Annotated in this window: 11 protein-coding genes and 1 pseudogene; 7 read left to right on the forward strand and 5 right to left on the reverse strand. The window is 62.1% G+C overall.

Annotated elements, in window-relative coordinates:
• Positions 1–424 precede the first annotated feature (424 nt).
• From AC1DYD_RS23090 to AC1DYD_RS23100, 3 genes are all read right to left on the reverse strand, one after another.
• Positions 425–1798 (reverse strand): DUF1329 domain-containing protein, encoded by a 1374-nt coding sequence (locus tag AC1DYD_RS23090; RefSeq protein ID WP_478175082.1) that lies wholly within the window; start codon positions 1796–1798, stop codon positions 425–427.
• 25 nt (positions 1799–1823) lie between these two features.
• Complete coding sequence (locus AC1DYD_RS23095; protein ID WP_478175083.1) at positions 1824–3503, reverse strand: DUF1302 domain-containing protein; 1680 nt, start codon at positions 3501–3503, stop codon at positions 1824–1826.
• A 207-nt stretch (positions 3504–3710) separates the two neighbouring features.
• Positions 3711–3908, reverse strand: coding sequence for a hypothetical protein (locus AC1DYD_RS23100; RefSeq protein ID WP_478175084.1), 198 nt, complete (start codon positions 3906–3908; stop codon positions 3711–3713).
• A 354-nt stretch (positions 3909–4262) separates the two neighbouring features.
• Between AC1DYD_RS23100 and AC1DYD_RS23105 the strand changes: the two genes are divergently transcribed.
• From AC1DYD_RS23105 to AC1DYD_RS23115, 3 genes and pseudogenes are all read left to right on the forward strand, one after another.
• Entirely contained in the window at positions 4263–5297 is a 1035-nt protein-coding gene (locus tag AC1DYD_RS23105; protein WP_478175085.1) for a WD40/YVTN/BNR-like repeat-containing protein, read from the forward strand.
• An 8-nt stretch (positions 5298–5305) separates the two neighbouring features.
• Positions 5306–7735 carry an efflux RND transporter permease subunit gene (locus AC1DYD_RS23110; RefSeq protein ID WP_478175086.1) on the forward strand — a complete coding sequence of 810 codons (2430 nt, stop codon included), beginning with the start codon at positions 5306–5308 and terminating at the stop codon, positions 7733–7735.
• Positions 7736–8073: 338 nt separating this feature from the next.
• Positions 8074–8346: pseudogene (locus AC1DYD_RS23115) on the forward strand (aldehyde dehydrogenase family protein); the annotation flags it as partial.
• 29 nt (positions 8347–8375) lie between these two features.
• Here AC1DYD_RS23115 and AC1DYD_RS23120 read toward each other — a convergent pair.
• Together AC1DYD_RS23120 and AC1DYD_RS23125 are read right to left on the reverse strand one after the other, a co-directional pair.
• A complete protein-coding gene (locus AC1DYD_RS23120) occupies positions 8376–9284 on the reverse strand; it encodes a LysR family transcriptional regulator (protein ID WP_478175087.1) in 909 nt (302 codons plus the stop codon).
• A 144-nt stretch (positions 9285–9428) separates the two neighbouring features.
• Positions 9429–9923 (reverse strand): thioesterase family protein, encoded by a 495-nt coding sequence (locus AC1DYD_RS23125; RefSeq protein WP_478175088.1) that lies wholly within the window; start codon positions 9921–9923, stop codon positions 9429–9431.
• A 215-nt stretch (positions 9924–10138) separates the two neighbouring features.
• Between AC1DYD_RS23125 and AC1DYD_RS23130 the strand changes: the two genes are divergently transcribed.
• From AC1DYD_RS23130 to fabG, 4 genes are read left to right on the forward strand one after another with little or no spacing between them, the layout of a single operon-like run.
• A complete protein-coding gene (locus AC1DYD_RS23130) occupies positions 10139–11302 on the forward strand; it encodes an acetyl-CoA acetyltransferase (RefSeq protein WP_478175089.1) in 1164 nt (387 codons plus the stop codon).
• A gap of 8 nt (positions 11303–11310) precedes the next feature.
• Entirely contained in the window at positions 11311–11712 is a 402-nt protein-coding gene (locus AC1DYD_RS23135) for a Zn-ribbon domain-containing OB-fold protein (RefSeq protein ID WP_478175090.1), read from the forward strand.
• Positions 11709–12158 carry a MaoC family dehydratase gene (locus AC1DYD_RS23140; RefSeq protein WP_478175091.1) on the forward strand — a complete coding sequence of 150 codons (450 nt, stop codon included), beginning with the start codon at positions 11709–11711 and terminating at the stop codon, positions 12156–12158. Before AC1DYD_RS23135 ends, AC1DYD_RS23140 begins: the two co-directional genes overlap by 4 nt.
• Positions 12155–12913 (forward strand): 3-oxoacyl-ACP reductase FabG, encoded by a 759-nt coding sequence (gene fabG, locus AC1DYD_RS23145; RefSeq protein WP_478175092.1) that lies wholly within the window; start codon positions 12155–12157, stop codon positions 12911–12913. Before AC1DYD_RS23140 ends, fabG begins: the two co-directional genes overlap by 4 nt.
• Positions 12914–12950: the final 37 nt, after the last annotated feature.

Consider the following 12950-nt stretch of genomic DNA (forward strand, 5'->3'; position numbering starts at 1 on the left):
ATCTCGGCGCTCAGCCGCGAGTTCGTTAACCAGGCTGTATCGTGCCTTCGACGGTGCCGATTGACGAAGTGCTCTTTCGTGTTGTAGGTCTTGTCGGGCGGGAAGTCGACGACGCGGGGCAGCGAAACGCCTTTCGAATGGAGCTGAATGCCTTTCCCGCAGTTGCCGATTCGGGGTCGTCCGTTGTCGCCTCGCCCGACACCCAGACCACATGAGCCACAGGAGAGCCGGGGTCCGTGGTGTGAATCGGGGTGGATCCATCGGAGACGAGCACCGGCTTTCCCGTGCATTGTCGCAGTGACGATGAGCCGGACTGGGCGAGGGTGGGCCTGAGCTCTCTCAACCTGCCGTTCAAATGGCTGATTCGGTGCTCACGCAAATTTCCATTCAATTGCTTCAGGTCGAGATCTGCGGTCCGCGTCCCTTACCGGACGCTGTCGCCCGCCAGGGCGTCTGGCGAAAAGTGCTTTTCCGGCAGTCCCTCGGGCAGCAGGCGGTACTGTTCTTTCGCGGAGTTCATCAGCTCGGCGACAAAGTAGCTGCCGGAGAGCAAGTCATAGGTTCCCCACGCAGTGCCAACAACGCCGGGCAGGTCCGGCATGGCAACCGGAATAGAGAACGGCATGCGCCAGAGCTGTCCGTTCGCATCCCAGCGGTCGGCGAGCACGGGCCACCAACTGTCCTCATCCACGTAGTAGCGACTCTTCGCAGAGGTATGTCGTTGACCCGGCTTCAGCGCAGCTTCCACGACCCAGACGCGATGGAGCTCCCAGCGCACATGGTCCGGCTGAAGATGGTTTGGCCCTAGGACGTCCGTGTCTTTTGTTGGAAGAAGAATCCTGTTGGAGTTGTACGGGATATACATCTCCTTCTTGCCGACCAGCTTCCAGTCATAGCGTTCCAGGCGGGTTGCGAATGTTTCGATCTCGTCGAAGGTCACAATGCCAGCCGAGGTGGGGTGGGGCGTGTCGCAGCACGAGTTCGGGAGCTTGCGCACGCGCCTTTGGCCGGTCAGGTACACCCAGGTCGCCGTCTTGCTTTCGTCAATGAGAAGATGACCGAGGATCGCTTCACCGGCGCGTATGGCCGGACCCGAGGTGCTGACTCGGACCATCCAGTAGGCTCCATCGAAATTCTCGGCTTTGCCATCCCGATAGTAGTAGGGAGCGACGTTGTCTACATTGACCTGATGCACCAATACCGGCCGTCCGTCCGCAGTCACCTGGTAGCCGGTGCTCTGCTGGTTCCACGCGGAGCCCCGCCACCGCACCTGTGTGTTCAGCATGACTTCGTCCCCGCTCTTGGGAATCGGGAAGGGGATCCCACCGTATGCGCCCTTCGTGATCGGCCCGGCGGGTGTCTCCTGTACGGACGCACGCGTCGCGTTCAGGAACGTATTGTCATACACCCACTGCGGCGCGGCTGCGGTTCGATGCGTCGGATAGACATCGATGCGGAAGCTGTCCGGATACTTCTTCAGCATGGCCTTCGTGCCGTCGGTCAGCCTTTCGGCGTACTGGTCCATGTTCTTCGCGGTAATCTGAAGTGTCGGCTTCTCGGACGCGAAGGGATCAGGCCGGCGGCCCCCGTTCTGGAAGCCTGGCGTCGGCGTGGTCAGACCGCCGTTCCACGCTGGAATGGTCCCCGCTGAATTGCCAGCTTTCTCTGCGCCGAGAGGCGTCAATTCGCCACCCTTTAGCTTGGCGGCCTCCGCTGCGCTGACACCCGCGTGCGCGGTTCCGGCAGCAACAAGCGCGGCGAGCACGAAAGCGCTGTACGGGACTATCTTGATATTCATGTGGAAGTCTCCTTGAAATCGGGTCTCAAAACGTACGGGTCACGGACAGGGCGAAGAAGTCTCGGTCACTGAGGTACTGCCTGTAAGAAAAATTGTTGTTGGCGTCCAGCAGAGTGTCTTTTGGACCGAAGTAGTGGGTGTAGGCGAGGGTGAACTTCCACACGCCAAGATAGACGCCATTCAGGCCGATGGAGACGTCACCTCCGTTGTCAGGTGGCATGGATATCCCCAACGCTTGCGAGCGGGACCCTTTGGGTGAATATCCGACTCCGACGGGTATCGAAAGATCCAGGCCGGAAACGACCTGACGGTATTGCGGCTCAAATTGCATGCGCAGCGCGAACGCGTCGCGTGTCGAGTTGGCGTCCACCGCAGCAGCATTCTTCGTGATCGACAACACGCGGTTCCAAGCAACTTCGCCCATGAAAGTCGCTTCATTAAAGAGCGACGTGCGCGGCACCGTCCAGATGGCGTTGAGGTTCACGTGTGCCGTCCTGCCCACAGCGTAGGCAGGGTTGTCGCTGTTGTTGGTCGGGGGGCCTCCGAAGAAGGAGGCATCCACCGCGCCGCTACTGCTCGCCAGATCCATGTTGTGACGGATCGAACCTTCGATCGCTAGGTTGACATCGCCGAACGTGCGCGAGGCACTGGCACCAAGCGCTGTGATGTCTTCAGGATAGACCAAGCGGTATCCGAAGGGGCCTGGGATCACGCCTCCGAAGGTCGAAGGCACCAGACCGATAGAAGTGACCTGCTGCTGGGTCTTTTCGTGGAAGCGGATCAGGTAGAGACCATAGTCCGTTTCATCTGACCGCAGCCGCAACTGAAGGCCTCCCTGCCCGCTGTTCTCCGCTCGCTGATCGGCCAAGCGAGGTGCGTTGAATGCATATGGACTTCCGGGGCCGGCCAACAAGAGCCGCTCGCCGCCATCTGGGTTGGTGTCGATGCCGGAGAAATAGCTGCCGACGGCCGGCAATCGGTTGGCCTGCCATTGGAGTTGGTAGTAGGCGCCGAGAGAAAGGCTCGGCGTGATCTGCAGCTGCCCGGAAAACTGCGGAACCGGCAGGATCGCTTCTTTGAACTGAGTGTTTGGCACGGATGACAGCTTGATCACGTCCACCGGATTCATTCCGCCGGCAATGGCGTTCCCCCCGAAGAACAGGCTTTCGCCCCACACCAAGCTGTGCTGTCCCAAGCGAACAGTGCCGGACGCGTTGCCGATATCGAAACCGCCGAACGCGAAAGCGTCGAGCACCTCGGCCTCACGCCCGTGTAGTCGGCGGGTTGGACCCGTGAATTCGTTGTACGGAACCGTGACCTGGTTTGGGAATGCCCCGCCTTGGAACCCAGGGTTGTCGTTGCGCCGGTTGTAGACCGTGTCGTACCAGCCAGCGGCGCTGAAGCGCACGCCGTATCGCTTGGCATAAACGGCGTCTAGCTCGGTGAGCACGTCTACGCGATTGGAGATCAATCCCTTGTTGAAATTTCGGTCGCCGTCGTCCGTGTTTGGCTTGCCCAAAAGGACTGAGTCTTGATCATGCAGACGTCGTGCGGCGCTGTATTTGAAGGTGTTGTCCCAGCGCACACTGAGATCAGGGTTGCCGGTGTCGAACTCAAAAGCTGAAGCGTGCACGCCCGACAGGGCGGCCAGGGTCGCCAATGCGACCTTCCGTACGGCAACTCTCTTCCGATGCGTTCTTTTCAAGTCTGTCTCCTCGTGGGTGGGGGTCGTTTGTTATCAAGGCCAGGAAAGTCGTCGCTCAGCGACGCCGGCCCCGCACTGGCCCAACGCCTCCGAACTGTTGATGTACTCGCGCCGTGAAGGCGAGCGGACACGGAGGTGCTTGCCCAAGTGCGTGCGACCAAGCACCTCGCACTGTTCAGGAATGCACTTCTTGATATCCGCAGGAATTCACATGGGCCACCCCAGGAATTGATAGGTCTTCAGCAAGAGCGACGCCGAGCGCTGCGGAGCGGGAACAGGATCCTGTTCGTATCTGCAAAGCTGAAGCGAGTCGTCGTACACCGTCTTGAGGCGGTCGAAGCGTCGCCTCGAATGGGCCTGTAGCGCATCGAGCATGTCGGACAGGCTCTCGCGGAAGACGGGCATAGCGAAGGGCTCCCTCGCCATTGGCGCCGCGAGACTGCTGGCGGAGCATTTCGACAGCACGCCGGTCGATGACGCCCGACTGATCGGGCAGACCCATGCAAATGCCATGAGCGGGGCCGTCGAGGCCTTGAACCAAAAATCTTCCGAGTTTCAATTTCACTCCAAGCGGTCGAGCGTTAGTTACGAAACTGTACGGCTCGAATTGATGGCGTTTGCTTGGTGTTTCCCCTAGGGATGACCGAAGAAGTCGACCCATTTTCAGTTGACGTTGTAAACAAAGATGACTAGTATTTGGGACGATACGGCCCGTATCGCAAAGAAGCGCTAAGAGCGCAATACTGGAGACTCCCTTCGATGCATCGTCGCGCCCTTCTTGCGACTCTCGCCAGCTTCGGTTCAGCTTGGGCCGCTCCTGTAGGCTCTGCTCTTGACCGACCTGCGGTGACGGTCCTTTCTCCTTCTCGTGCAGTGCTACTGGGTGCGGCGCTCGTCGGCACACGCTGGGTTGCGATCGGGGAGAGAGGTCTCGTCGTACTTTCGGATGATGACGGGCATACCTGGAAGCAAGCGCAGGTTCCAGTCAGTGTCACGCTGACGGCCGTTGCATTCGCCGATGATCGGCACGGGTTCGCGACCGGGCATGGCGGAACTGTTTTAGCGACTGACGATCGCGGTTTGACATGGACGCGTCTACTCGACGGACGCACCATCGCCCCGTTGGTTCAGCAGGCCGCGAGGCGTAGTGCCGACGTCGCCTTGCAGAAGGCCGCAGATCGAATGGTCGCGGAAGGGCCTGACAAGCCATTGCTCGACCTGATCGTGTCAAGCACCTCTGAAGTGTTCGTTGTGGGAGCGTATGGCTTGGCGCTGAGCACGACCGACAGCGGCAAAACCTGGTCGTTACGCACGGCAGGCCTCGACAACCCCAGAAATTTGCACCTCTACGCGGTTCGCCGCCGGGGTGCGACGGTGGCTATTGCAGGGGAGCAGGGTCTGCTTTTGTGGTCAGAGGATGCGGGAGCGAGTTTTCACCGCGTAGCAGTCCCTTACCAAGGCAGCTTTTTCGCGCTCGAGTTACTTGGTTCCAAGGAGATCATCCTTGCAGGCATGCGGGGAAACGTCTGGCGCTCTGCCGATGCGGGTAGCAGCTGGCAACAACTGCCCGTACCTTCACCGTCTGCCATCACCGGGTCTTCCAGGCGCCCGGATGGTGGCTATGTGCTCGCCAATCAGGCGGGGGAATTGTTGACTGGCAAGGGCGACGTGCTGGCGCTCGTCAAGAGCCCGCGGCTGCCGCCGCTGACGGGCGTGATTTCCGTGTCCGGGGAAGCGCTTCTCGCGCTCAGCGTCGAAGGCGCGCACCTCGTCTCCATCGATAAGTCGAACTGAGTTTCCCTATGCACCCTACGCCAAGCGGAGCTCCTCTCGCGAGCACCGAATTCGACCCTGCGACCGGATCCTTGCTCGAACGGGGCATCTTCAATCATCGGGGGGTGATTGTCTGGCTGTGTGTCATTGTGACGCTTCTGCTTGGGTGGCAGGCAACGAAGCTGCAACTCAACGCCAGTTTCGAAAAGACCATCCCGGTTCACCATCCCTTTATCCAGAACTACCTCCGGTTTCAAGCTGACCTCAGCGGGCTCGGCAACGCGGTGCGGATCGCGGTTGCCAACCCAAAGGGCACGATCTACGAGGCGCCTTACCTCGACACGGTCCGGCGCCTGAGCGACGAGGTATTCTTGGTTCCGGGAGTCGCGCGCAATCAGATGAAATCGCTCTGGACACCCACGACGAGATGGGTTGGCGTCACCGAGGATGGCCTTGAAGGCGGCCCCGTGATTCCGGACGGCTACGACGGATCGGCCCGCAGTCTTCGCCAGCTGCAAGCCAATATCGCCCGTTCCGGGGAGATCGGCCAGGTGATCGCATTGGATGCCCGTTCCAGCGTTATCTACGTGCCTCTGCTCGCGAAGGACGCGAACGGGCAGTCGTTGGACTATGGCCTTCTGGCCGAGCGCCTGGAGTCTCTTCGCAAGAAGTACGAGGCCGAGGGGGTCAGTATCCACGTCACAGGGTTTGCAAAGATCGTAGGCGACTTGATCGAGGGCGTGCGATCCGTTCTGGTGTTCTTTGGTATCGCGGTGTTGATCGCCGCGGCTATGGTGTTCTGGTACACGCGGTGCATGCGATCGACCACGCTGGTGCTTTTTGCCTCCTTGGTGGCTGTCCTTTGGGGACTTGGGTTGCTGCCGCTGCTCGGGTATTCGCTCGACCCGTATTCGATCCTGGTTCCCTTTTTGGTCTTCGCCATCGGCATGAGCCATGGCGCGCAGAAGATGAACGGCATCATGCAAGACATCGGGCGGGGTGTCGACAAGCTGGTCGCGGCGAGGCTGACGTTCCGGCGGCTCTTCCTCGCTGGCTTGACCGCGCTTCTTGCCGACGTGGTGGGATTTGCCGTGTTGCTGGTCATCGACATTCCGGCGATTCGCGAGTTGGCGATTGCCGCGAGCCTCGGAGTCGGCGTCCTGATCTTCACCAATCTCATCCTGTTGCCCGTTCTGCTCAGCTACACCGGCGTGAGCGCGAGGGCGGCGCGTCGCAGTCTGCGTGCCGAGCATGGAGGAGGAACTAAGAGTCGCCTGTGGGAATTCCTGGATCTCTTCACCAAGAGGCGGTTTGCCGCGTTGGCGGTGGTGATTGCGATGGTGCTCGGCGCGCTGGGCTTGTTGGTCAGCAGTCAGCTCCGTATTGGCGATCTGGACCCGGGGGCTCCAGAACTGCGACCCAACAGCCGTTACAACCGCGATGTCGCGTTCATGAACGAAGCATACGGTGCCTCGAGCGACGTGCTCGCGGTAATGGTGAAGACGCCGGACGGCGAATGCTCAGCGTATGCGACCTTGAACAAGGTCGATGCCTTGGAGTGGCAGCTGCGCCAACTACCAGGCGTGGAGAGCACGAACACATTGGCCTTGCTGAACCGGCGCGTGCTTATTGGCCTGAATGAAGGAAACCCCAAGTGGTTCGAATTCCTTCCGAATCAGGACATGCTCAATACGGTGACGGCGGGGGCCCCGCGTGGGCTCTACAACGACGCTTGCAACCTGCTTACGATGTACGTCTTTCTTCGGGACCATCGGGCGGACACTCTGAGCCGGGTGCGAGAACAGGTTAAAGGGTTTGCGGAGCAGAACGATTCCGCCGAAGTGCGCTTTCTCCTTGCGGCAGGAAATGCCGGAATCGAGGCCGCCACAAATATTGTCGTGAAGGATGCATGGCGTCAGATGCTATTTCTCGTCTATGGCGCGGTGATCTTGCTGTGTTTCGGGACCTTCCGTTCCTGGCGGGCCGTGGTGGTGGCTGTACTCCCACTGATACTCACGTCGGTTCTTGCCGAGGCCTTGATGGTCGGCTTGGGCATCGGCGTCAAGGTCTCCACGCTTCCAGTGATCGCCTTGGGTGTGGGGATCGGCGTCGACTACGCGCTCTACATCCTGTCGGTGACGCTCGCGCAGCTTCGCGAAGGCAAGACTCTTTCCGAGGCCTACTACCGCGCGCTAATTTTTACCGGTAAGGTAGTGATGCTCACGGGCCTGACGCTCGCCGTGGGCGTCGTGACTTGGGTGGGAAGCCCCATCAAGTTCCAGGCCGACATGGGCGTGCTACTGGCATTCATGTTCATTTGGAACATGCTCGGCGCACTTGTGCTGCTGCCGGCCCTGGCCCATTTTCTCTTGCCGAAGGACTTCCCTCACTCGGTAGGACGCACGAGCGATCAGGCTGCGCCTGAGTTCGAGGGGGGCGCGACCGCGCATGTTTCGTAAGCGGCGGGCCTTCGCTCGGCGTGTTCCCGCTGCCGTGGCGGTAGGCGCGCTTGCACGCTGATGGGCTACCAGCGAACGCAAAGAACGATGATCTCGCGTTCGAAGTGGCGTCCTTGAACAGTTAGTCCAAGTACTGTAGCCTTTTCGCCATCGATACGCCTTCAATTTAGAGGCCGTAGCCCACCGGAGGCGCGATTTGCACCAGAGCCTGTGCGCCCGCGGATCAGGTCATGGTCCAGTCTGTCGCTGTAGATCCCATCGAATCCTCGTTCGCTGAGGTGATAGGCCTCATCGAGTTGGCCAGGCAGCGTGCGTACCAGGCGGTCAACACCGAAACGCCGCTGTTCCACTTTGAGACTGAGGACGGCGCCATTGCGATGGCCAACGCCACGGTCTTCGGAATTGCCGCCTAGGTCTTCACCGAAGACAGGCGCCGCATCCGGCGCCTCATCGAAGCGCTCGAGACCGGCATGGTGGGCGTCAACACCGGGCTGATCTCCAACGAGGTCGCACCGTTCGGCGGCGTGAAGCAGTCGGGTCTGGGTCGCGAAGGCTCGCGGCATGGCATCGAGGATTATCTGGAACTCAAGTATGTGTGTAGTCAGGATTGAGCCGGGTTCCTGCCCGCGACGAAGCGCGATCACGACTGTTCGCGTTCCGGAGGCGGTAGCAGCGTGGTGCTGAGCCAGGCGCGAATCTTGGCCAGCACGGGGTCGTTCCACTTGCTGATGGGCGCGACGAAGTAGTAGCCGCCGAGTCGCACGCAAGAATTGACGACCTCGACCAGCTCGCCGGCCGCGATGCGGTCGCTCGCCAGCGAGTCGCTCACCAGGGCGACGCCTTGCCCCAGGCGCGCGGCTTCAAGTGTGAGGTGCCCATGCCAGAGCCGCGTGCCTCGCAGCGGCGGAATGTCTGTCAACCCCGTCGATTCGAGCCAGCTTTCCCAAAGCGCCGTCGATTTCTCGTGCAGCAGAGGCAACTGGAGCAACTGTCCTGATGTGGCCACCTTCGGAAAGCGCCTGAGCAGCGCCGGGCTGGCCACCGGGATGATGCGGGGCCGCATGAGCAGTTCGGCCTTCAGCCCGTCCGCAACCTGGGGGTTCTCGAGATAGATGATTTCGGCGTCGGCTTCGTCCTTGCCGAAATCCGGGCGCGAAGTGGTGGGCTGCAAGATGACGACCGTGCCCGTCAGGCTGGCCTCGAGCGCCGGAAGGCGGGTCAGCAGCCTGTGCGTGGCCAGCCCCGCCATGCAGCAGATGTGGATGGCGTCGCCGCGCTCATGCGCAAGCTCGGCCGTCGCCTCGGTCAGGATGTCGAATGCACGCCGGGCCTTGGCGGCGAAGCGCTCTCCCTCGCGCGTGAGGGCCAGCCCGCGGCCGCTCTTCCTGACCAGCTTGACGCCGACCGCCTCTTCCAGATTCTGAATGTGGCGCGACACCACCGTGTGCGACACGGAAAGGTCGTCCGCTGCTGCCCTGACGCTGCCCATGCGGCTGTAGGAATCGAAGGCTCGGATGGTGATCAGCGGAGGCAGGCGGCGACTGGGCATGGTGTTTTTGAACAAGACGGGCAAATTCCGTGCCGTGGCCAAATCCGGACGCCAGGCCGGATTTGGTGCACTCCACGCACCAAAGTGCGTCAATCGCCTATTCTGCGATTCGATCTGCCGCCCGTGTCCTCGGGTCGACCCTGATCAGCGGGCGAGCGACGCGCCACACTTCAGGACCAAGACGTCGGCATCCGGGCCGCGGCCTTTCAAGTGTTGTTTCACGACCGATTGCGAGTGATCCTGCAGGTACGTATCGAAGGGCAGGGCGGAGCGGCTGTCGAGGCTCGCGTGCACGGCAAGTTGTTCCATGGTGGCGGCGAGCTGGCCGGTCTGCAGATTCGTCAGTTCCAGGAAGCTGTGCAGGCGCAATGGATCCACACCGACGAGCCGCATGCCGACCGCCAGTGGCACGCCCGCGGTCAATTCCTTCAGATACCGGATGCGCACGTCGACCGTAAAGACACCGCGCCGGGTCGTTCGGGTGTAGGCCTCGCCGATTCCGACCCGATCCAGCAGCGCGAACCCCACCTCATCGAAAAGCTCGGCATAGCGCGCCATGTTCATGTGGCCGTAGACGTCGATCCACTCGGGCTTGACGACGTGGCCTTCGGACAACAGAGGACTGATTGCTTGCTTCATCGGGGCGCTGCTCCTGAGTATGTCAAGACCCTCGGGCCGAGCTTTTCAAGCGCGAGGTCCAGCGTCGCATTGTGATTCGCGGACGAACGACTATTGGTGCGTTTATGGCACCAATTGCGATCAAGTTAACTGCTTGTTGAGAGGACGGGGCATTTCTACCATTCGGCGATGAACATGCACCACACGCTCTGTGCAAGCCATCGCGGGGTGAGTCCTTGAACGTCTCCGGCAAGGCCGCGATCGTCGGCATCCACGAATCCGCCCGGCGGGATGCGCCCCAGGTCCATCCCTTCGCGCTGCAGATGGAATGCGTGCTCGGGGCTCTGGCAGACGCGGGTCTGTCGCTCTCCGACGTCGACGGCCTGTGCTGCGCCTCGGGCGACTGGGCAGAAGGCGGCGCGGTCGAAAGCGTGATCGAGTTTGCCGAGTACGCGGGCCTACGCCCCACCTATTTCGACGGCACCGACGTGGGCGGATGTTCCTACATCGTCCACCTGGGCCGCGCCGCCACCGCGATCGCCACGGGACAGGCGGAGGTCGTGGTCATCAGCTATGCCGCCTGCCCGCGCTGGTGGCCGTTGAAGACGCCGTCTTTCGATCCGTTCGTGTTCCCTGCGGGTCCGGGCCAGTACGAACTTCCCTACGACCCGACGCTGATATCGACCTACGCGCTGTTCACCCGGCGCCACATGCATCGCTACGGCACCACGCGCGAGCAACTGGCGCAGGTCGCGGTGACCTTCCGTCAGCATGCGGCGGGAAACCCGGATGCCCGCATGCGCACTCCGATCACCGTCGAAGACGTGATCGCCTCGCCGCTGGTAGCCTCCCCGCTGCGGCGACTGGACTGCTGCGTGGTGACCGACGGCGGCGGTGCCGTGGTGCTCGCCAGCCGTGAAAGGGCGCGCGATCTGAGGAGGCGGCCGGTGCATGTGGCGGGCTTCGGCGCTGCGATCCACCGCACGCAGATCAGCCAGATCGACCCCGACCTGCGTACGCCGGCGACCCTGTCGGGATCACGCGCCTTCGCGATGGCGGGGCTGACGCCGTCGGACGTCGATGTCGCACAGCTCTACGACGCATTCACCATCACGCCGATGCTGGCGCTGGAAGACCTGGGCTTCTGCGCCCCGGGAGAGAGCGGCCCCTTCGTGCAGGACGGCAACCTCACCCTGGGGGGGCGGCTGCCGTGCAATACCGACGGCGGCGGCCTGTCGTCGAACCACCCTGGCAAGCGCGGCATCTTCACGCTGATCGAAAGCACGCGCCAACTGCGCGGTGAGGGACCCGGCGTGCAGGTGCCCGATGCGGAAGTGGCGCTGGCGCACGGACTGGGCGGCACCTTTTGTGCTGCAGCCACTGCCATCCTGACCATCTAGGAACGGCTGTGACAGAACGAACCCACCCCCTGCGCGACGAAACCAGCGAGCCCTACTGGCAGGCGGCCCGGTCGCGCAAGCTGCTGATCCAGCAATGCCCGGCCACGGGCAAATACCAGTGGTACCCGCGCGCGCACTCCCTCCATGCGCCGGAATACCGGCCGGTCTGGGTCGAAGCCAGCGGTCGCGGCACGCTCTTCTCTTTCACCGTTATCCACCGCGGCAACGGTCCGCGCCGTCCCGCCTACACCTGCGCCATCGTGGAGCTCGAGGAAGGCGTGATGTTCTTCTGCACGCTCAAGGGCATCGAGGAACACGAGATCGCGATCGGCATGGCTGTGCAAGTGGACTTTGAACAGGTGGACGACATCCTCACCCTCCCATTCTTCAAACCAGCCACAGCCGCATGACCCCCACCATCTACCTCGACGACATTGCAGCGGGACAGACTTTCGCCTCAAGCCGCGTCACGATCACCGAAGCGCACATTGTCTGGTTTGCAGGCCTGACGGGCGACTTCAATCCGCTCCACATGGATGCGGAGGCCGCCAAGGACACGCCTTTCGGGCGCAGGATCGCCCACGGCATGCTGTCGCACGCCATGAGCACCGGCATGCGCTCGGAGGTGGACCAATGGGCGATGCTGGCCTTCCTCGAGACCCGGCGCAAATTCGTAAACCCGGTGTTCGCCGGCGATACCCTGCACTACGTCGGCACGGTGCTGGAAGCCCGCAACAGTACGTCGAAGGACGACCGCGGGATCGTGCGGGTCGGCATTTCGCTGCGCAAGCAGGATGACACGGTGGTGCAGGAAGGCGAAGACGTGTTCGCATTGTTCCGGAAGGGGACGGCATGACGCAGGAACATCGACTCGCAGGCCGTACCGCACTGGTCACGGGCGGCGGCGGCGGTATCGGCGCGGCCGTCTGCCGGCGCCTTGCACAGGAGGGCGCCGCCGTCATCGTTGCAGACCTTCCTTCGTCCGGCGCAGCGGCACTCGCCGCAAAATTGGTCGCTCAGGGGCATGTGGCCACGGCGGTCGAGTTGGATGTCTCCAGCCGCGCAAGCTGGGATGCCGCCGTCGCTTCGCTGGCGCCGGCCTTCCAGGGCTGGCAGATTCTCGTCAACGTGGCCGGCATCGTGCGCGATCGTTCGCTGGGCAAGATGTCCGACGATGAATGGAACGCGGTGATGGACGTCTGCCTGCGCGGCAGTTGGCTGGGCTGCCAAGCCGCGTTCGCCGCCATCGACAAGAGCGGCTGGGGCCGCATCGTCAACATTGCCTCGACCGCCGTCTTTGGTACCTTCGGCCAGGCCAACTATTCGGCAGCGAAGGCGGGAGTCCTCGGTCTGACCCACACGGCGGCGTTGGAAGGCGGCAAGAAGGGCATTCTTGTGAACGCGGTGGCTCCAGGCGTGGTCAACACCTCGATCACGCATGGGGTGCCCGACGCCGTGCGCAAGGAGTGGGTTCAGCGCACGCCGCTGGGCCGGATCGGCGAGCCTGCGGAAATCGCGTCCGTGGTCGCCTTTCTGGCCTCGGACGATGCCAGCTTCATCACGGGCCAGACCATCGTCGTGGATGGCGGTGCCACCACGGGCGACTACTAGTTTTCTCAGCTCGTTCTTTCAGCTCTTCAATCTAGGA

The organism is Variovorax sp. P4_B11 (assembly GCF_056402355.1).